Annotated in this window: 14 protein-coding genes and 1 pseudogene; 13 read left to right on the forward strand and 2 right to left on the reverse strand. The window is 75.2% G+C overall.

What is annotated here, in order from left to right:
• Positions 1–3: 3 nt before the first annotated feature.
• The 10 genes from ACFWOG_RS14400 to ACFWOG_RS14445 all read left to right on the forward strand — a co-directional run bounded on the left by ACFWOG_RS14400 (position 4) and on the right by ACFWOG_RS14445 (position 11,251).
• Positions 4–1,206, forward strand: coding sequence for a PLP-dependent cysteine synthase family protein (locus ACFWOG_RS14400; RefSeq protein ID WP_380358284.1), 1,203 nt, complete (start codon positions 4–6; stop codon positions 1,204–1,206).
• Complete coding sequence (locus ACFWOG_RS14405; protein WP_380358260.1) at positions 1,203–2,381, forward strand: dipeptide epimerase; 1,179 nt, start codon at positions 1,203–1,205, stop codon at positions 2,379–2,381. The genes ACFWOG_RS14400 and ACFWOG_RS14405 overlap by 4 nt, the downstream gene beginning before the upstream one ends.
• Complete coding sequence (locus ACFWOG_RS14410; RefSeq protein WP_380358263.1) at positions 2,378–3,604, forward strand: MFS transporter; 1,227 nt, start codon at positions 2,378–2,380, stop codon at positions 3,602–3,604. Before ACFWOG_RS14405 ends, ACFWOG_RS14410 begins: the two co-directional genes overlap by 4 nt.
• Positions 3,601–4,449 (forward strand): class I SAM-dependent methyltransferase, encoded by an 849-nt coding sequence (locus ACFWOG_RS14415; RefSeq protein WP_355405157.1) that lies wholly within the window; start codon positions 3,601–3,603, stop codon positions 4,447–4,449. The genes ACFWOG_RS14410 and ACFWOG_RS14415 overlap by 4 nt, the downstream gene beginning before the upstream one ends.
• Positions 4,450–4,524: 75 nt before the next feature.
• Entirely contained in the window at positions 4,525–6,078 is a 1,554-nt protein-coding gene (locus tag ACFWOG_RS14420) for an ABC transporter substrate-binding protein (RefSeq protein ID WP_380358287.1), read from the forward strand.
• Positions 6,075–7,022: an ABC transporter permease gene (locus ACFWOG_RS14425; RefSeq protein WP_355405153.1), complete on the forward strand. Its 948-nt coding sequence runs from the start codon at positions 6,075–6,077 to the stop codon at positions 7,020–7,022. The genes ACFWOG_RS14420 and ACFWOG_RS14425 overlap by 4 nt, the downstream gene beginning before the upstream one ends.
• Before the next feature lie 106 nt (positions 7,023–7,128).
• Positions 7,129–7,923 (forward strand): ABC transporter permease subunit, encoded by a 795-nt coding sequence (locus ACFWOG_RS14430; RefSeq protein ID WP_380358268.1) that lies wholly within the window; start codon positions 7,129–7,131, stop codon positions 7,921–7,923.
• Positions 7,920–9,401 carry an ABC transporter ATP-binding protein gene (locus ACFWOG_RS14435; protein ID WP_380358271.1) on the forward strand — a complete coding sequence of 494 codons (1,482 nt, stop codon included), beginning with the start codon at positions 7,920–7,922 and terminating at the stop codon, positions 9,399–9,401. The genes ACFWOG_RS14430 and ACFWOG_RS14435 overlap by 4 nt, the downstream gene beginning before the upstream one ends.
• On the forward strand, positions 9,398–10,189 hold the full coding sequence (locus ACFWOG_RS14440) for a hypothetical protein (RefSeq protein WP_380358274.1): 792 nt from the start codon (positions 9,398–9,400) through the stop codon (positions 10,187–10,189). Before ACFWOG_RS14435 ends, ACFWOG_RS14440 begins: the two co-directional genes overlap by 4 nt.
• Positions 10,190–10,525: 336 nt before the next feature.
• Positions 10,526–11,251 carry a VOC family protein gene (locus ACFWOG_RS14445; protein ID WP_329947814.1) on the forward strand — a complete coding sequence of 242 codons (726 nt, stop codon included), beginning with the start codon at positions 10,526–10,528 and terminating at the stop codon, positions 11,249–11,251.
• On the opposite strand, the gene ACFWOG_RS14450 is transcribed toward ACFWOG_RS14445, so the two are convergent.
• Both ACFWOG_RS14450 and ACFWOG_RS14455 read right to left on the reverse strand, forming a co-directional pair.
• Entirely contained in the window at positions 11,235–11,876 is a 642-nt protein-coding gene (locus tag ACFWOG_RS14450; RefSeq protein ID WP_380358277.1) for a hemerythrin domain-containing protein, read from the reverse strand. The two genes, ACFWOG_RS14445 and ACFWOG_RS14450, sit on opposite strands and share 17 nt — an antisense overlap.
• 185 nt (positions 11,877–12,061) lie before the next feature.
• Complete coding sequence (locus tag ACFWOG_RS14455) at positions 12,062–12,658, reverse strand: TIGR03086 family metal-binding protein (RefSeq protein WP_329947812.1); 597 nt, start codon at positions 12,656–12,658, stop codon at positions 12,062–12,064.
• A gap of 320 nt (positions 12,659–12,978) precedes the next feature.
• On the opposite strand from ACFWOG_RS14455, the gene ACFWOG_RS14460 reads away from it, so the two are divergent.
• The 3 genes and pseudogenes from ACFWOG_RS14460 (at position 12,979) to ACFWOG_RS14470 (ending at position 17,371) form a co-directional block, all read left to right on the forward strand.
• Entirely contained in the window at positions 12,979–13,551 is a 573-nt protein-coding gene (locus tag ACFWOG_RS14460) for a DoxX family protein (RefSeq protein WP_329947810.1), read from the forward strand.
• A gap of 556 nt (positions 13,552–14,107) precedes the next feature.
• Positions 14,108–14,421, forward strand: a pseudogene (locus ACFWOG_RS14465) (RNHCP domain-containing protein).
• 364 nt (positions 14,422–14,785) lie between these two features.
• Complete coding sequence (locus ACFWOG_RS14470; RefSeq protein WP_380358282.1) at positions 14,786–17,371, forward strand: collagenase; 2,586 nt, start codon at positions 14,786–14,788, stop codon at positions 17,369–17,371.
• Positions 17,372–17,638 lie beyond the last annotated feature (267 nt).

Below are 17,638 nucleotides of genomic sequence, written 5' to 3' on the forward strand. Positions count from 1 at the left end.
GCACTGCTCGACTCCGGCGCCGTACTGGGCAACCCCGGTCTGCTGTCACTGCTCGGCCACACCCCGCTGGCCCGGATCACCACCCCGCTGCCGCACCCGCACCCGGGCTTCTGGGCCAAACTGGAGGGCCTCAGCGCGGGCGGCATGAAGGCCCGCTCCGCGGTCGCCATGCTCCGCGGCGCCCACGCCCGCGGCGAACTCCGCCCCGGCGCCACGGTGGTGGAATCCACCTCGGGCACCATGGGCGTCGGCCTGGCCTTCGCCGGGCAGGCGCTCGGCCACCCGGTCGTGCTGGTCGGCGACACCGAACTCGAACCGTCCATGCGGCAGTTGCTGCGCGCGTACGGCGCCCGCCTGGAGCTCGTCGAACGGCCGGCCCGGCACGGCGGCTGGCAGGCCGCCCGGCTGGCCCGGCTGCGCGAGGTGCTCGACCGGCTGCCCGGCGCCTACTGGCCCGACCAGTACAACAACCCGGACAACGCCGCCGGTTACCTGGCCATGGCCCAGGAGATCACCGCCGACCTCGACCACCTCGACGTCCTGGTCTGCAGCGTCGGGACGGGCGGACACAGCGCCGGCCTCGCCGAGGCGCTGCGCCGCCGCTGGCCCCGGCTGCGGATCATCGGCGTCGACTCGGTGGGCTCGACCATCTTCGGACAGCCCGCCCGGCCCCGTCTGATGCGCGGCCTGGGCAGCTCCATCCACCCGCGCAACGTCGCCCACCAGGCCTTCGACGAGGTCCACTGGGTCGGCCCGGCCGAGGCGGTCGACGCCTGCCGGCGGCTGGCCCGGGGCGCCTTCGTCAGCGGCGGCTGGTCCACCGGGGCGGTGGCCCTGGTCGCGGCCTGGGCGGCCCGGGTCCACCCCGGCGCCGCCGTGGCCACCGTCTTCCCCGACGGCCCGCACCGCTACCTCGGCACGGTCTACGACGACGCCTTCTGCCGGCGGCACGGCCTGGACGCGGAGCGGGCGGCGCTCCGCCCGATCGAGATCCCGCACCCGGCTGCCGTCGAGGTCAGCGGCTGGGCGCGCTGCCGCACGGGGGGTGCGGCACCCGCCACCGCGGTGGCGGCCGTCCCCGCCGCTCCGACGGCCCCGGCCGTGCCGCCGGGCCTGGTGGTCCCGGCCCCGGCCGGCCCGCCGGACCGGGCGGGCGTCGGGGCCGCGACCGGCGGCGACACCGTCCGACCCGAGGAGGACCGATGAGGCTCGACGTCCGTACCGTACGGCTCCGGCTCGCCGAGCCGCTGCGGATCTCCCGCTCGGTCACCACCGAACGCGACGCCGTCCAGCTCGCGCTCGGCCACGGCGGACTGACCGGACACGGCGAAGCCGTCAGCAGCGTCTACCTGCACCTGCCCACCGACCGGATCCGGCGCGAACTCGACGGACTGAGGCCCGCGTTGGAGCGGTACCCGGACCCCGAGCAGGCGCTCGCCGAACTCCGCCTCGCCGCAGTCCCGTTCGTCTGCCTCGCGGCCGGCGTGCTGGCCGCCGTCGAGGCGGCCCTGCTCGACCTGGTCGGCAAGCGGGCCGGCGAACCCGTCCACCGGCTGCTCGGCCGGGCCGAACCGGTGGTCGTCGCGACCGCCCGCACCATCGGCATCGAACCGCCCGCGCGCGCCGCCGTGCAGGCCGCCCGGCTCGCCGACGCGGGGTTCACCGTGCTGAAGGTCAAGGCAGGCTCCGCCGATCCGGGCCTCGACCTCGTCCGGGTCCAGGCCGTCCACGAGGCCGCCCCGGACGCCCGGTTGCTGCTGGACCCCAACGGCGCCTGGACGCCTGAGCAGGCCCTCCAGCTGCTGCCGGCCTTCGCCGCCACGGGTGTCGAGGCCGTGGAGCAGCCGATCGCCCCCGGCAGCCCGGACGTGCTCGCCGCCGTCGCCGCGCGGTCGCCGATCCCGGTGATCGCCGACGAGGACGCCGTCACCTTCGAGGACGTCCGCCGGATCGCCGGGCGGGTCCACGGGGTCAACCTCAAGCTCGCCAAGTGCGGCGGCGTCCACCAGGCGCTGCGGATCGAGGAGGAGCTGCGCGGCAGCGGGACCGAGCTGATGTTCGGCTGCCTGGCCGCCAGTTCGCTCGGCATCGCGCCCGCCGTCCACCTCGCCGACCGGGCCCGCTGGATCGACCTGGACGGGCACCTGCTGCTCGCCCACGACCCCTGGCAGGGCATCGGCGGAACCGACGGCACCGTCCGCACACCGGACCGGGCGGGCCTCGGCGTGCTGCCCGTCCCGGATGCCGCCCCGGACGCCGCCCCGGGTGCCGCCCCGGGGCCGGTGGCGGGGTCGGTGCCGGAGGCCGCCCGAGGGGCTCTCCGGGGCCCCGCCGGCGAAGCCCACCCCCGCGCCGGCACCCGCCCGGTGGCCGGCCGGTGAGAATACTGCGCGCCGTACGGTCCTTCCCCGTGCCCGTACGGCTCCTCCTGGTCAACCAGCTCGGCGTCAACACCGGCTTCTACCTCCTCATCCCGTACCTGGCCGGCCACCTGGGCCACGACCTCGGCCTCTCCGCGCTCGCCGTCGGCGCCGTGCTCGGACTGCGCAACCTCAGCCAGCAGGGCCTGTTCATCCTCGGCGGCTCGGCCGCGGACCGGCTCGGCGCGCGCCGCGTCATCATCGCCGGGTGCGCGCTGCGCAGCGTCGGCTTCGGACTCTTCGCGCTCGGTGACTCGCTCGGCATCCTGCTCGCCGCGTCGGCGCTCAGCGGGCTGGCCGGCGCGCTCTTCAACCCGGCCGTGCGCACCTACGTGGCGAACGAGGCCGCCGACCGCAAGGCCGAGGCGTTCGCGCTGTTCAACATGTTCGCCACCACCGGCGCGCTGGCCGGTCCGCTGCTCGGCACCGTCCTGCTGCTGGTCGACTTCCGGGCCGCCGCACTCACCGCCGCCGGCATCTTCGCCGTCCTCACCGTCGCCCAGGCCCTCACCCTGCCCGAGCGGGCCGTCCCGCCGCCGCCGCGCGGCGTGCTCGCCGACTGGCGCGAAGTCGCCTCCGACCGGCGGTTCCTGGCGTTCTCGCTGGCCATGGTCGGCCTGTTCGGGATGGAGAGCCAGCTCTACCTGCTGCTGCCCGACGCCGCCCGCCGCGCCACCGGGTGGGAGGGGGCGGTCAGCCTGGTCTTCCTGACCAGCACCCTGGCCAACCTCACCCTCCAGCTCCGCATCACCACGAGGCTCCAGCGGGACGGGCCGGCCACCCGGTGGATCCCGCTCGGCCTCGCCGTCGCCGCCACCGGCTTCCTGCTGCCGCTCGTCGTCCCCGGCCTGCCCGGCGTCCTCGGCGGCGTGCTGCTGCTCCAGACCGGCCTGATGACCGCCCAGCCGTTCGTCCTGGCGCTCATCCCGGCGTTCGGGCGCCCCGGCCTCACCGGCACCTACTACGGCCTCTACTACGTCGTCTCCGGCTTCGCCGCCGCCCTCGGCAACACGGCGGTCGGCCGGGCCATGGACAGTGCCGCCACCGCCCCCTGGCTGCTCTGCGCCGCGCTCGGTCTCGGCTCCGCCGCCGCACTCACCCGGCTGCACCGCGCCGGACGGCTCCCGGCGCCCGCCCGCCCCCTTCCCACCCCCGCCCGCCCTCTCCCCAGCGAGGCCCGATGACGCCCCGGCCCCTCCCGACCGAGCCGGCCGCCCCCGCGGCCGGTCACCGCAACCTCCTCACCGACGATCCGGAGCTCTACGAACTCCGCTTCCCCGACCCGGGATTCACCGCCGCGCGGTGGGCCGAGTCGGTGCTCCGCGGCTACGGCGCCGGGCCCGACGTGCTCGACCTCGGCTGCGGCACCGGCCGGGACGCCGAATGGCTGCACCGCGCCGCCGGGCGGACCGTCACCGGCCTGGACAGCTCCGCGACGATGATCGAGTACGCCCGCGCCCACCACCCCGGGCCCGTCTACCACGTCGGCGACATGCGGACCTTCCCCTTCGCCGCCGGGCGGTTCGACGCGGCGCTCTGCCTGGACAGCGCGCTGCTCTACTGCCACACCAACGAGGACCTCGACGCCCTGCTCGGGCGGCTCGGCCGCCACCTGCGCCCCGGCGGCCTGCTGGTCGCCGAGATGCGCAACGGCGCGTTCTTCCTCGGCCGCACCGAACTCCTGGACGCCCCGAGGACCGACACCGTCACCCGGGACGGCGTGACCCACACCTCGCACACCACGCTGTGGATCGACCGGGCCGCCCAACTCCTGCGCCGCACCCGCACCTGGACCAGTGACGACGGCGCCGCGCCGGTGGCGCAGCACTCCGCCTGGCGGCTCCTCTTCCCGCAGGAACTGCGTCACCTGCTCGCCGCCCACGGCTTCACGGTGCTCGCCCTCTACGACCGCCCCGGCCCGCGCACCGAACCGCCCTGGACGGACGGCGACCTCCCCGCCGACACCGCCGACGAAGACCGCCTCCACCTGGTCGCCAGGCTGGACCACCGCACACGAAAGAGAAGTTGACCCATGGACCGTCCGCACGCCTCCCGGCCCGCCCCCGGCTCCCCGAACCCCGCCGCCCGCCCCGCGGCGCGCCCGATGGCCCGCCGCACCCTGCTCGTCGCCTCCGCCGGAGCCGCCGGAGCCCTCGGGCTGGCCGCCTGCTCCCCGGGCCCGGCCGGCACCCCCGGAGACGCCGCCGCCGGCGCGTCCGGCACCCCCCGGCGCGGCGGCCGGCTGCGCGCCCTCTTCGCCGGCGGCGGGGCCAACGAGACCCTCGACCCGCACCTGGTCAACCTGTTCGCCGACGCGGCCCGGGCCAAGGCGCTCTACGAGAAGCTCGCGGACTCCGGCTCCGACCTCGCCGCCGTCCCCCGTCTCGCCGCCGGATGGGAGCCCAACGCCGGACTCGACACCTGGACCGTCCGCCTGCGCGAGGCCGTGTTCCACGACGGCCGCCCGGTCACCGCCGCCGACGTCCTGCACAGCTACCGCCGAATAGCCGACCCCAAGCGGGCGTTCCGGGCCCGGGCGTCCCTCGAACCGGTCGACCTCGCCGCCAGCCGCGCGATCGACGCCCGCACCGTGGAGTTCCGGCTCAAGCGCCCCTACGCCGAATTCCCCAACGTCCTGGCCGCGTTCGGCGCCTACATCGTCCCCGAGGGCACCGAGGACTTCCAGCACCCGGTCGGCTCCGGCCCGTTCTCCTTCGTCTCCTTCAGGCCCGGAACCTCGCTGCTGGTGCGGCGGTTCGACGGCTACTGGGACGGCGCACCGCACCTCGACGAACTGGAGATCCTCGCCGCCGCCGAGGAGTCCGCCCGGGCCAACGCCCTGCTCGCCGGACAGGCCGAGTACGCCCACGAGTTGACCCCCGCCACCGCCCGCGCGCACGAGCGCGGCGGACGGATCGGCATCGTCCGGCTGCGCAACAGCGCCATGCAGGGCTTCGTGATGAAGACCGACCGGCCGCCCTTCGACGACGTCCGGGTCCGGCAGGCGTTCTTCCTCATCGCCGACCGGCAGGAGCTGGTCGACGGCGCGCTCTCCGGCGCGGGCGAGATCGGCAACGACCTGTTCGGCAAGGGCGCCCAGTACTACCCGGCCGGTCTCCCGCAGCGCGCCCAGGACCTCGACCGGGCCCGCGCGCTGCTGCGCGAGGCGGGCGCCGAGGGCCTGAAGGTCACCCTCGACACCTCCCCGGTCGCCGCCGGCTTCGTGGAGGCGGCCGGGATCCTCAAGGACCAGGCCGCCAAGGCCGGCGTCACCGTGGAGGTCAAGGTCGGCAGCAAGGACACCTACTGGAAGGACATCCTGGACGGCGGCGTGTTCGCCTCCTACCGGTCCGGCGCGCTGCCCGTCGAGTCGCACATCTCCCAGCGGCTGCTGTCCGGCTCCACCACCAATGCCACCCACTGGCGCCGCCCCGACTTCGACGACCTGTACACCCAGGCCCAGTCCACGGCCGACCCGGCCGCGCGCGCCGCCCTCTACGAGCGGATGCAGCGCCGGCTGTACGACGAGGGCGGCTTCCTGATCTGGGGCTTCGCCGACTGGATCGTGGGCACGGCGCAGCGTCTGCGCGGCGTCTCCGCCGAGGCTCCGGCCAACACCCTGGACTGGGCCAGGTTCGACAAGGTCTGGCTGGCATGACGACGCCGCTGCGCGGCTGGGCCCGGCGCCGGCTGCTGCTCGGCGCCGGGCAGATCGCGGCCGTCCCGGTCCTGGTCTTCGTCCTGACCGAGGCGCTGCCCGGCGACGCCGCCGTCACCATCGCCGGGGACGACCCCGACCCGGCGAGGATCGCGGCGATCCGGGCCGCGCTGCGGCTGGACCGGCCGGCGGTGGAGCGGTTCGCCGACTGGGCGGGGGAGCTGGTCCACGGCGAGCTCGGCCGCTCGCTGGTCAGCGGTCGCCCGGTCGCCGACTACCTCGCGGACGGCCTCGCTCCGACCGTCCTGCTGGCCTCGGTCACCCTCGTCCTGCTCGTGCCCGTGGCGGTCGGCCTCGGCATGCTCGCCGCCCGCCGGGAGGGCGGCCCGTTGGACCGCGCGATCAGTACCGCGACCCTCGGGGTGTACGCGGTACCGGAGTTCGCACTGGGAGTGCTGCTCACCGCGGTCTTCGCGATCCGCCTCGGCTGGCTGCCGCCGACCGCCGTCGGCGGGGTCCGGGAGCAGCCGGCCGTCCTGGTCCTGCCGGTCGTGGTGCTGCTGGCCCGCCCGGTCTGCTCCGTCGCCCGCCTCGTCCGGGCCGGGCTGATCGAGGCGATGGCCGCGCCGTACGCCGTCCACGCGCTGCGCTGCGGCGTCCCGCCCGCCCGCGTCCGCTGGACGCACGCCCTCCCCAACGCGCTCGCCCCGGCCGCGCAGCAGCTCGCGCGTACGGCCGACTGGCTGCTCTGCGGCGTCATCGTGGCCGAGGCCCTCTTCGTCATCCCCGGCCTGGGCACCGTCCTGCTGGACGCCGTCGCCGCCCGCGACGTTCCCGTGGTGCAGGGCCTCGCCGTGCTGTTCGGCGTGGTGACGGTCGTCCTCAACCTGGCCGCCGACCTGGTCGCGCGCCGGCTCGCGCCGCGCACGGAGGTGGTGGTGTGACCGGCCCCCGCCCGCCCGGGCCCTCGCCTGCCGGGCGCGCGCCCGACGGGCCTTCGCCCACGGCCGCCCCCCGGGGTCGGGCCGCCACGCCGAGGGAGGCGACGGAGTGAGGAAGTACGCCTTCGGTACGGCGCTGATCGCCGTGCCGCTGCTGATCGCCCTGGCCGGACCGCTGGTCGCCGGGGAGCCGGGGCCGCGCGCGGTGTCGTTCACGGCGGGCGGCGGGCACTGGCTGGGCACCGACTTCACCGGCCGTGACGTCTGGCGTCAAGTCCTGCTGGGCGGCCGGTCGGTGGTGCTGGTGGCGATCGCGGCGACGGTGCTCGCGTACGCGCTGGCGCTGCCGCTCGCGCTGGCCGCCGCGCTGACCGGGCGGGCCTGGTGGGAGGAGGTGCTGCTGCGGCCGCTGGACGTGCTGATCGCCGTGCCCTCGCTGCTGCTGGTGCTGCTGGTCGCCACCGCGCTGGAACCCGGTCCGGGCGGGCTCGCCCTGCTGGTCGGGGTGGCGGCGGTGCCCGACGTCGCCCGGGTGGTGCACGCGGCGGCGGTGGAGGCGGCGGCCCGGCCGGTCGTGGAGGCGTTGCGGTTGCACGGCGAGTCGTGGTGGCGGATCGCGTTCGACCAGGTCACCCGGACGATCCGTCGTACGGTCGCCGCCGACGCCGGGACCCGGCTGGTCGGCGCGCTCTACCTGGTCGCCACGGCGGCCTTCCTCGGCGTGGGCGTGCAACCGGACGCCGCCGACTGGGCGGTGATGGTCGACCGCAACCGGCCGGGACTCTTCCTCCAGCCCTGGGCGGTCGTCGTTCCGGCGCTGCTCGTGGCCGGGCTCTCCACCGGCACCAATCTGCTGTTCGACGCCGCCCTGCACCGGCCGGGCGGGAAGGAGGTCCGACGGTGACCGAACCGGAGCTGGTGAGGGTGGACCGCCTGGGTGTCGCGGTCGGCGGGCGGACGCTGGTGGACGGCGTCAGCCTGCGGGTCCGGCCCGGCCGGGTGACCGCGCTGGTCGGCCCGTCCGGCAGCGGCAAGACGACCACGGCGCTCGCCCTGCTCGGCGTGTACCCGGACGGCGCGCGGGTGACCGGCACGGTCACCGGCGGGATGCCGGGCACCGGGCGGCCCGGCGCCCCGGGCCCCGGCGCCGTGCGCGTCGGCCACGTGCCGCAGCACCCCGCCACGGTGCTCAACCCGGCCCGCCGGGTCGGCGTGCTGCTGCGCGACCTCGCCCGGGTGCACGGCGGCGGCCCGGAGGCCGTCCGGCGTGCCCTGAAGGACGCTGAACTGACCGATGTGGAGGGGGTGTTGAGCCGGTACCCGCACCAGCTGTCCGGCGGCCAGCAACAGCGCGTGGTACTCGCCCAGGCGCTGCTGACCGGCGCCCGGGTGATCGTCGCCGACGAGCCCACCACCGGCCAGGACCCGGGGACGGCGGCCCGGGTCGCCGCGTTGTTCGGCCGACTCGTCGCGCGCGGCACCGGACTGCTGCTCCTCAGCCACGACCTGCGCACCGTGCGGGAACTGGCGGACGAGGTGGTGGTCCTGGAGGCGGGCCGGACGGTGCGGACCGGTCCGCCCGCGGACGTCCTGCCGGCCGCCGAGGAGCCGGCCCCGTCGGCGCCGTCGCGGTCCGGCCGCCCGGAGCCTGGGCCGGTCCGCCTCTCCGTCACCGGACTCACCGCCCGGCACCCCGGGGGCGCGGCGGTCCTGCACGACGTCGGCCTGACGCTGCGGGCGGGGGAGTGCCTCGCCCTGGTCGGCCGCTCCGGCAGCGGCAAGACCACCCTGGGGCGCTGCCTGGCCGGGCTGCACCCGCGTCACGACGGCTCCGTCCGGCTCGACGGCGAGCCGTTGCCGCGCAGCGTCCGGCGCCGGGGACGGCGGGGGCTGTCGGCCGTCCAGTACGTGTTCCAGGACGCCAGGAGCACGTTCGCGGACCACCGCCCGGTTCTCGACCAGGTGGCCCGGGCGGCCGTCCGCCTCCGCGGCCGCTCGTCCTCCGAGGCCGCCGACGAGGCCAGGACCCTGCTGGCCGCGCTGGGCCTGGACCCGGCGAAGGCGTCCCGACCGCCCGCCGGACTCTCCGGCGGCGAGTTGCAACGGGCCGCCCTGGCCAGGGCGCTGGTCGTCGACCCGGCTGTGCTGGTCTGCGACGAGATCACCTCGGGGCTGGACGCCGACACCCGGACGGCGATCCTCGCCCGTCTCGCCGAGCGGCGGGACCGCACCGGCCTCGCGCTGCTCTTCATCTCCCACGACCTGGCCGCCGTCGGCGCGCTGGCGGACGCGGTCGTCACGATGGCGGAGGGCCGGCTGGTCACCGGCCCGCCCGCCCGGGCGACGGAGTGTCAGACCCCTGGGCTAACGTCGCCGGCATGAGCACCGTGATCGCAGCCGTCCCCGCCCCCGAGGCACTCGCCGCACTGGTCGACGTCCTGGCCGCCCGGGCCGCGTCCGGCGCGGACGCCACCGGCCTCGCGGAGACGGCCCGCCGGGCGTTCGCCGCCGAGCGGCCGGGCCCGTTGCCGGACCACTGGTGGCTCGCCGTCCCCGGCGAGACGTACGAGGAGGCGTTCACGGTCCTCGGTCTGCACGACCGGATACCCGTCACCGTCCGGTACGGCCTGGCCGCGCAGGAGGACGACGAGAAGGCGGACGACGAGAAGGACACCCCGGAGCCGGTGCACCGGGTGTTCGTCACGCCCGAGTACGCGGGGTGGCGTCTGATCTACGCGGAGTCTCCGCTGCGGGAGACGACCTGGTGGCCGCACGACGTCGTCGAACGCCTGAGCGCCGCCTGCGGCAAGGCCCAGGTCTTCTACCAGGACCCGTTCGCCGACTCCGTCATCTGGGCGGCCGCCGAGCACGGCGCGCTGGTCCGGGGCTACTGGCGCGCCGACGATCCGGAGTGGACGGGGGAGCCGTTCCCGTGGGAGTCGCTGCCCGGCGCGGCCGGCTCCGAGGGGGAGACGGCCGACGATGATGACGATGACGACGACGCCGAGCCCAACGCCTCGCGGGTCACGTCGATCAGCGCGGCTGCGGCGGGCCTGTCCGTCGACCCTGCCGCCATCACCGCCGAGACCCCCGTCCGTGGCCACGGCTGGCTCGCCCTGACCGCACCGGGAGCGGGCCACGACGGCTTCGAGGGGGCGCCCGAGCTCTGACCCGCCCCCGCGCCCGCCCCCCGCCCCCGCGCCCGCCCCCCGCGCCCGCCGGAACCGCCGACCGCCGCAGCGGCCACCCGCCCGGCCGTCAACCTCCGCGCTCCGCCGTGGCGGCGCCCGTGTGCGGCGCGCGCGGCGGCCCGCACCCGCGCCGCCCTGCGTGCCGTGCCGCGCCGGGGTCGCCTCGTCGGCCTAGGCTGAACTCGCCCGGGCGGCCGGTCGGCCGTGCGAGTCGGGAGGGGCCCGGCGGCCGGGACCAGGAGGTACGCGATGGGCAGCGGTGAGGCAACGGCCGCGGTGCGCTGTGTAGCGGCCGTTCCGTGCTGGGTGAGCCTGGTGGCGCGCGATCTCGACGCGGCCAAGGCGTTCTACGGACCGCTGTTGGGGTGGGAGTTCGAGCCGGCGCCGGATCGTTTCGGCCCGTACGTGCACGCGGTGGCCGGCGGGGAGGCGGTCGCCGGACTCGGTGTGGCGGGCGGCGACTGGGACATGTCCGTCGCGTGGACCAGCTTCTTCGGCACCGAGAGTGCCGATGCCGCGGCCGACGCGGTCCGCGAGCGCGGGGCGACGCTCGCCGTCGGCCCGCTCGCCTTCGACGTCGGCCGGGTGGCGTTCGCGGCGGACCCGGCGGGCGCGCTGTTCGGGATCTGGGAGGGCCCGCCGGGCCGGGCCCGGCAGCTGGACCTGCCGGGCGCCCCGGTCTGGATCGAGCTGCGCACGCCCGACCCGTTCGCGGCCGCGCTCTTCTACGGCGAGGTGTTCCGCTGGGACGGCCGGGACCCGGAGCGGTTCGAGGTGCGCTGGGAGCACGACCGGGTGGTGCTGCGGGCGGAGGGGCACAGCGTCGCCGCGCTCGCCAGTGAACAGGCGGGCGGTCCGACCGGAATGCGCCCGCACTGGGAGGTGTCGTTCTCGGTGCCGGACACCGATGCCGCGCTGCTCGGGGCGGAGGCGCTGGGCGGGACGGCGATCGGTCCGGCCTTCGACTCGCCCTACGGGCGGGTCGCGCGGCTCCAGGACCCGGAGGGCGGCCGGTTCGCGGTGATCAGCCCGAAGCGCTGACGCCGTCGGGCGAGGCCCCGCCGAGGTTCCGGGCGACCTCCTCCCGGGTGGCCCGCAGCCGTTCGGCGAGTGCGGCCCGGGCCCCGGGCGGCAGGGCCTTGCGGGCGGCCGGGTAGAGCTGCCTCTCCTCCGTCGCGAGGTGCCGGCGGAGCAGCTCGGTGAGTCCGTTCAGCAGGGTGCCGGAGGTCGGATCGCCGGGGGGAAGGGCCTGGAGGTCGGCGAGGTACTGGCCGATCGCGAGGTGGTCGTGGATGCACTGGAAGACCAGTGCGCCACCGTCCGGCACGTCGTGCTGGACCACCGGGAACAGGTGTTCCTCCTCTGCGGCGCAGTGGCTGAACAGCAGGTCGGTGAGGAGACCGACCGGCTCGTCGGGCAGGCCCGGGGGCGCCGCCGATCCGGCGGACCCCGATCCGGGGGCCGCCTCGGGCGCCTCCGCCGGCGCCCGGGCCGCCCCCGTCTCGTCCGTGGCACCCGCGGTCCCCGTCGTCGCCGGGGTCGTCGCCGGGGTCGGGGACGGTTCGGACGGCTGTCCGGGCCCGGCGGCCTCGATCCGGGCGAGCAGTTCCTCCACCGCTCGGTGCTCCGCGGTGAACTCGTCCAGGATGTCCGGCCTGCGGCTCATGGTGCGCCCGCCTCCTGTCCGGTCTTGTCCGGTCCAGTACGTTCTCGTCCGATGTGTCCGACATCTCCAGTATCCGGCGTCGCGGCAGGTGTCCGGACGCCCCTCGGCGGAAGTGCAGGTCAGGGGTGCGGGCCGGGGCCCCGACACGGACGCGCAGGGCGGCGTTCCCGTGGCGACCCCTCGGGTCAGGGGTGGTCCCGGCGCCCGGTGAGGGCGAGCATGCGGGCCTGCGGGTCGGCGTCGTCCGGGACCGGGAGCGGGGGGTCGAAGAGGCCGCTGCCGGACAGGTCGCCGTAGCCGGTGTACTCGCCGAGCGCGAACTCCACCAGGCCGGCGGGCAGCCGGGTGCGGTGGCGGATGCCCTCGGCGAGGTCCCAGGTGTGCACGACGGCGTCGGCGGTGAGCTGATCCAGGTAGTACTGACCGGAGACGTCGCCGAAGGACAGGTGGACGGTGAGCTCCGTGGCCCCGGGAAGGGCGAACGCGTCCCGGGAGGCTTCGGCGGCGGCCGTCCACGTGGCGACGGGATCGGTTCCGAGCACGTCGCCGTCGAAGCGGCCGCCGACCTCCGAGGTCGTCGAGCCCATCAGCATCTCGGGCACCCAGAGCTGCTCGGCCGTGAGGTGGTTGACCAGGTCCCGGACGGACCAGTCGGCGCACGGTGTGGGCGCGTCCCACTGGTCGGGGGTGACCAGCCGCAGCCGGTCGCCGAACGCGGCCAGCGCCTCGGCGTAAGGGGTGTCCTGCCGTGCCGCCGCCCGGTCTTCCCTGCGATGAGCCATACCTCCACCCTGCCCTGTCGCGCCCGGGGACGCGCGCCGGTGGTCCGGTCGCAGGACCCTCGGCGGGGCCCGCCGGGCCCGCCCCGCCGAGCTGCTCCGGGTCGGCAGCCGGGTCCGCCCCGCCGTGCTGCTCCGGGTCCGCCCCGTCGCGCGCCACTGCGCGCCGGTCTACACCACTCCTTGACCCGCCCCCGCCAAATTTCCCCGTCCCGTCGGTTGTTCAAATTCAAACTTCCAGGTACGGTCGAACAGCGCTGGTTCGAATTTGAACAACCAGCTTCCTCGACCGACCGACCGACCCCCCATCGATGGAGACGCGCATGCCGAGCAGCAGCCCGAGCACGACCGCCCCCACCACCACCTCCGCTTCTGCCCGGGCGATCCCCGAGTTCGGAGCGACCTCTCCGCACGCCTACGACGTCGGCCTGCTGCTGCTGCGCGTGGCGCTCGGCCTGACCATGGCCGCCCACGGCGTCCAGAAGCTGTTCGGCTGGTTCGGCGGCGGGGGTCTCGACGGCACCGGTCGGTTCTTCGAGGTGAGCGGCTACCCCGCGCCCAGGGCCATGGCCGTCGTGGCCGGCCTCACCGAGGTCGGCGGCGGACTCGCTCTCGTCGTCGGCCTGCTGACCCCGCTGGCCGCCGCAGCGATCCTCGGCACCATGCTCAACGCCCTCGCCGTCACCTGGAGCGGCAACTTCTTCGCGGCGAAGGGCGGCAGCGAGTACGAGCTGCTGCTGATCGCTGTCGCCGCCGCGCTCGCACTGACCGGCCCGGGCCGCTACGCCGTGGACCGCTACCTGCCCGTGGTGCGCTCGCACCGACTGCTGTACGGTGCCGCCGCCGTCGTGGTCGGCCTGGTGACGGCCGGCATCGTTCTGCTCGTGCGCAAGTGACGGACCCGCACCACCGCGGTTCGCGGCCGTGCACCGGAAAACCGGTTGCGAGGGCCTGAGCCGCCGGGCTTCAGCAGGGGCCGCCGGTCGACCGGCGGCCCCTGCCGTGTCCGCGCGTGTCGCGACCGGCGACGGTCCCCTGTGACGTGATGAAAGTGGTGGGTTCGTGCCCAGGTCGACAGCGAGCGCTCTTCGTCCGTCCCGGACGGAGCCCGCATCGCCCGGACCGGCCGCCACCCGGCCGGTCTGACCCGACCGCGGTTCCGCCTCCGGGGCGGACGGACGGCGCTCACCTCATCCTGGGCCGACCGTTCCGACCGCATCCCGCAGGGAGCCACCCGACGTGTCCCGGCGACACCGTGACCGCCTCGAACACCGCACCGACCACCTCGAACTCTCCGCCGAGTACGCGGAGTTCCAAACCCACGGCCATGCCCGTTCCCGTGTCGACGCCCGTCCGGACCCGTCCGACAGCCGCGCCGACCGCCGCGCCGGCCGGCGCTCCGGCGAGCCGACCGGCCGCGCCGCCGAGTCGTTCCGCTGCCGGAACTGCCGGCTGGACGTACCGCTGCGCGCGCCGGGCACCGCGCACCGGAACCACTGCCCGAACTGCCGTTCAGCCTGCACCTCGACGACCGCGTCCCCGGCGACCGGGCGTCCGAGTGCCGGGCCCGGATGGAACCGATCTCGATCTCGGTGCGCGGTGCGGGGGAGTGGGTCATCATCCACCGCTGCACGGCCTGCGACGAGTTGAGCGCCAACCGGACCGCCGGGGACGGCAGTCCGCTGCTCCTGCTCAGGATGGCCGCCCGGCCGCTGGCCCACCCGCCGTTCCCGCTGGAACGCCTGGCGGGACCGGCCGGACTCTAGGGCGGATGCCGGGCGCCGGGTCACCCGCCGGAACCGGCGCCCCGTCAATCCGGCGCCCCGTCAATCAGCTACCCCGGCCCCGGTCAGGGTGCCCTCGGCGACCCGGTGCGACCCGGCCCACCGTCGACCGGGGCCGCGCCCCGGCCGGGCCAAGGCCGCGTCCGCGCACGGAACTCCACGCGGACGCGGCCGTTCGCTTTTCGTCCGTTCCGAGGCCTTCCCCTCGTCATGTGATGTGTGCCATTGTACATGTCACACTCCCCACCGGTGCTCGACGGGGCCGCCCCACGGCGCCGTCGCAACGGTCCTCACCCCCCCACCGGCCGCGCCCCCAACGCGGCCGACCAGGCCCGGAGGCCCCCACGTGAGAGCCGCACGCCCTCTGCACCAAATACCCCGTCTCGCCAGGCTGTTGACGCTGGCCCTGGCACTGCTCCTGTCGGTCGGGCTGTTCGCGCCGCGCAGCCAGGCCGCCCCCGCCCCGGCCTCGCCGCAGCCCGGCGGCGGCTCGCCCGCAGCCTCGGCCGCCCCCACCGACCCGGCCCCCCAGCCGGCCATCGGTGAGACGCCCGACGACCATGGCAAGAACCGGCCGGTGCCCGCGCGCGAGCGCGCCCCGTTCTCGACGACCGCGCCCGACAAGGCGGCCGACAGCGGGTCGAAGGCCGCCAGGAACAGCGCTCTCGCCAAGAGCTTCGGCGAGAGCGCGGCCGCGGCCGCCGAGCAGCCCTGCAACGTGTCCGACTTCACCGGCCGCACCGGCAGCGCCCTGGTCCAGACGATCAAGAGCGCCGAACTCGGCTGCATCAACGACCTGTTCGTCCTCACGGGAGGGGACGCGAGCGGGGCCTTCCGCGAGTCCCAGATGGTCACCGTGGCGAACGCCCTGCGCGACACCGCCGCCGCCTACCCGGGCGACAACTCCACCTCCACCGCCCAGCTGGTGCTCTACCTGCGCGCCGGCTACTTCGTGCAGTGGTACCACGCGTCCGACGTCGGCACCTACGGCACCGCCCTGCAGAACGCGATCCGGCCCGCGCTGGACGCCTTCTTCGGCAGCGCCCACTCGCGTGACGTCACCGCCGCCAACGCCGCGACGCTCGGCGAGGCGATCACCCTGATCGACAGCGCGCAGGAGAACGTCCGCTACCTCCCGGTCGTCAAGCGCCTGTTGGGCGCCTACGACGCCACCACCCACAACCCCGCGGGCATGGGCAACGCGCTCAACAGCGTCTTCACCGTGCTCTGGCGCGGCCACCAGACGGCCGGCTTCGCCGCCGCTGTCCAGGCGGACCCGAGCGTGCTCGACACGATGTACTCCTTCGTCACCGCCAACAACGCGCAACTCGGCGGCGACTACAGCTTCCTGGTGTACAACGCGACCCGCGAGCTCGGCCGCTTCCTGCAGTACGCGCCGCTCAAGGCCAAGGTCCGGCCGCTGGAGAAGGGCCTGGCCGACCAGTCCTCGCCGTCCGGCCGCACCGCCTACCAGTGGGCGGCAGCCGCGGAGATGGCCGAGGCCTTCGACCCGGGCAACTGCTCCTACTACGGCACCTGTGACTCGGCGAGCCGGCTCAAGTCGGCCGTCCTGACGGTCAACTACACCTGCAGCCCGAGCATCCGCATCATCGCCCAGGCCCTGGACTCCGGTCAGCTCGGCACCGCCTGCTCCAGCCTGACCGCCCAGGACGCGTACTTCCACGCGGTGGCGAAGGACAACGGCCCGGTGGCCGACGACAGGAACACCACGATCGAGGTCGTGGTCTTCCACTCCCGGTTCGACTACGGGGTGTTCGCTGCCAGCGTCTACGGCATCGACACCAACAACGGCGGCATGTACCTGGAGGGCAAGCCCGCCGAGGCCGGCAACCAGCCGCGCTTCCTCGCCTACGAGGCCGACTGGGCCCGCCCGGAATTCCAGATCTGGAACCTCAACCACGAGTACACCCACTACCTCGACGGCCGGTTCGACATGTACGGCGACTTCAACGCCGGCATGACCACCCCGACCGTCTGGTGGGTCGAGGGCTTCGCCGAGTACGTCTCCTACTCCTACCGCAAGCTCTCGTACGACGCGGCGATCTCCGCCGCCGGCCTCCACACGTACAAGCTCTCCACCCTCTTCGACACCACCTACAACAACTCCGACAGCGAGCGGGTCTACCGCTGGGGCTACCTGGCCGTCCGCTACATGCTGGAGCAGCACCGCTCCGACATGGACGCCGTGCTCGCCAAGTACCGTTCCGGCGACTGGGCCGGCGCCCGTAGCTACCTGACCGGCACCATCGGCACCCGGTTCGACGCCGACTTCGACCGCTGGCTGACCGCCTGCGCCGCCGGCTCCTGCGGCACCACCAACCCGCCGGGCAACCAGCCGCCCACCGCCGCGTTCGGCACCGCGATCGGCGAGCTGGCCGTCACCTTCACCGACCGCTCGACCGACCCGGACGGGAGCATCACCGCCCGCGCCTGGGACTTCGGCGACGGCACCACGGCGACCACCACCAACCCGACCAAGTGGTACGCCAAGGCGGGCACCTACACCGTCACGCTCACGGTGACCGACAACAAGGGCGCCACCGCGAGCAGCCGGCAGAACGTCACCGTCGCGGGCCTGCCCGAGTGCTCCGGCGCCGACGTCCGGCAGCTCGACAAGAACTGCCGGCGCAGCAACCTCGCGGCGACCACCGGCAACTACACCCACTTCTACCTGTACCTCCCGGCCGGCGTGAAGCAGCTGAAGCTCACCAGCACCGGCGGTACCGGAAACGCCGACATGTACTTCAACACCGGCAGCTGGGCGTACACCAACGCCTACACCGCCCGGTCCGTCAACGCCTCCAACAACACCGAGACCCTCACCATCACCAACCCGCCGGCCGGCTACGTGTTCGTCAGCCTCTACGGCCAGCAGGGCTTCTCCGGCGCGAACATCAAGGCCGAGTACTGACCCGGCCCGACGTCCGCCCCACGTCCGACCGCTGACCTCGACGCACTGACGCCGACGCACTGACGTCGAACTGCCGAGGTCGAACCACTGGGGTCGAACCACCGACCGACCGGCTCCGGCCGGAGGGTCCACCGGGTGCCCCCGGCGGCGCGCGACGCGCACCGCCGGGGGCACCTCCGGGGGCGTCCCACCCCGCTCACGCCCCCATCCCTACCCGCGCCCGCGTGATGTTGTGCGGGCCGCCGGCCACGATCGCCGCCTTCCCCA

This window comes from Kitasatospora sp. NPDC058406 (assembly GCF_042722765.1).
Classification (GTDB): Bacteria; Actinomycetota; Actinomycetes; order Streptomycetales; family Streptomycetaceae; genus Kitasatospora.

What these genes read in the sequence shown, in the direction of transcription:
- ACFWOG_RS14405 (WP_380358260.1), top strand. Translation starts at nt 1,203, where the DNA reads ATGAGGCTCGACGTCCGTACCGTACGGCTCCGGCTCGCCGAGCCGCTG.
- ACFWOG_RS14415 (WP_355405157.1), top strand. Translation starts at nt 3,601, where the DNA reads ATGACGCCCCGGCCCCTCCCGACCGAGCCGGCCGCCCCCGCGGCCGGT.
- ACFWOG_RS14420 (WP_380358287.1), top strand. Translation starts at nt 4,525, where the DNA reads ATGGCCCGCCGCACCCTGCTCGTCGCCTCCGCCGGAGCCGCCGGAGCC.
- ACFWOG_RS14425 (WP_355405153.1), top strand. Translation starts at nt 6,075, where the DNA reads ATGACGACGCCGCTGCGCGGCTGGGCCCGGCGCCGGCTGCTGCTCGGC.
- ACFWOG_RS14440 (WP_380358274.1), top strand. Translation starts at nt 9,398, where the DNA reads ATGAGCACCGTGATCGCAGCCGTCCCCGCCCCCGAGGCACTCGCCGCA.
- ACFWOG_RS14450 (WP_380358277.1), bottom strand. Translation starts at nt 11,876, where the DNA reads ATGAGCCGCAGGCCGGACATCCTGGACGAGTTCACCGCGGAGCACCGA.
- ACFWOG_RS14455 (WP_329947812.1), bottom strand. Translation starts at nt 12,658, where the DNA reads ATGGCTCATCGCAGGGAAGACCGGGCGGCGGCACGGCAGGACACCCCT.
- ACFWOG_RS14460 (WP_329947810.1), top strand. Translation starts at nt 12,979, where the DNA reads ATGCCGAGCAGCAGCCCGAGCACGACCGCCCCCACCACCACCTCCGCT.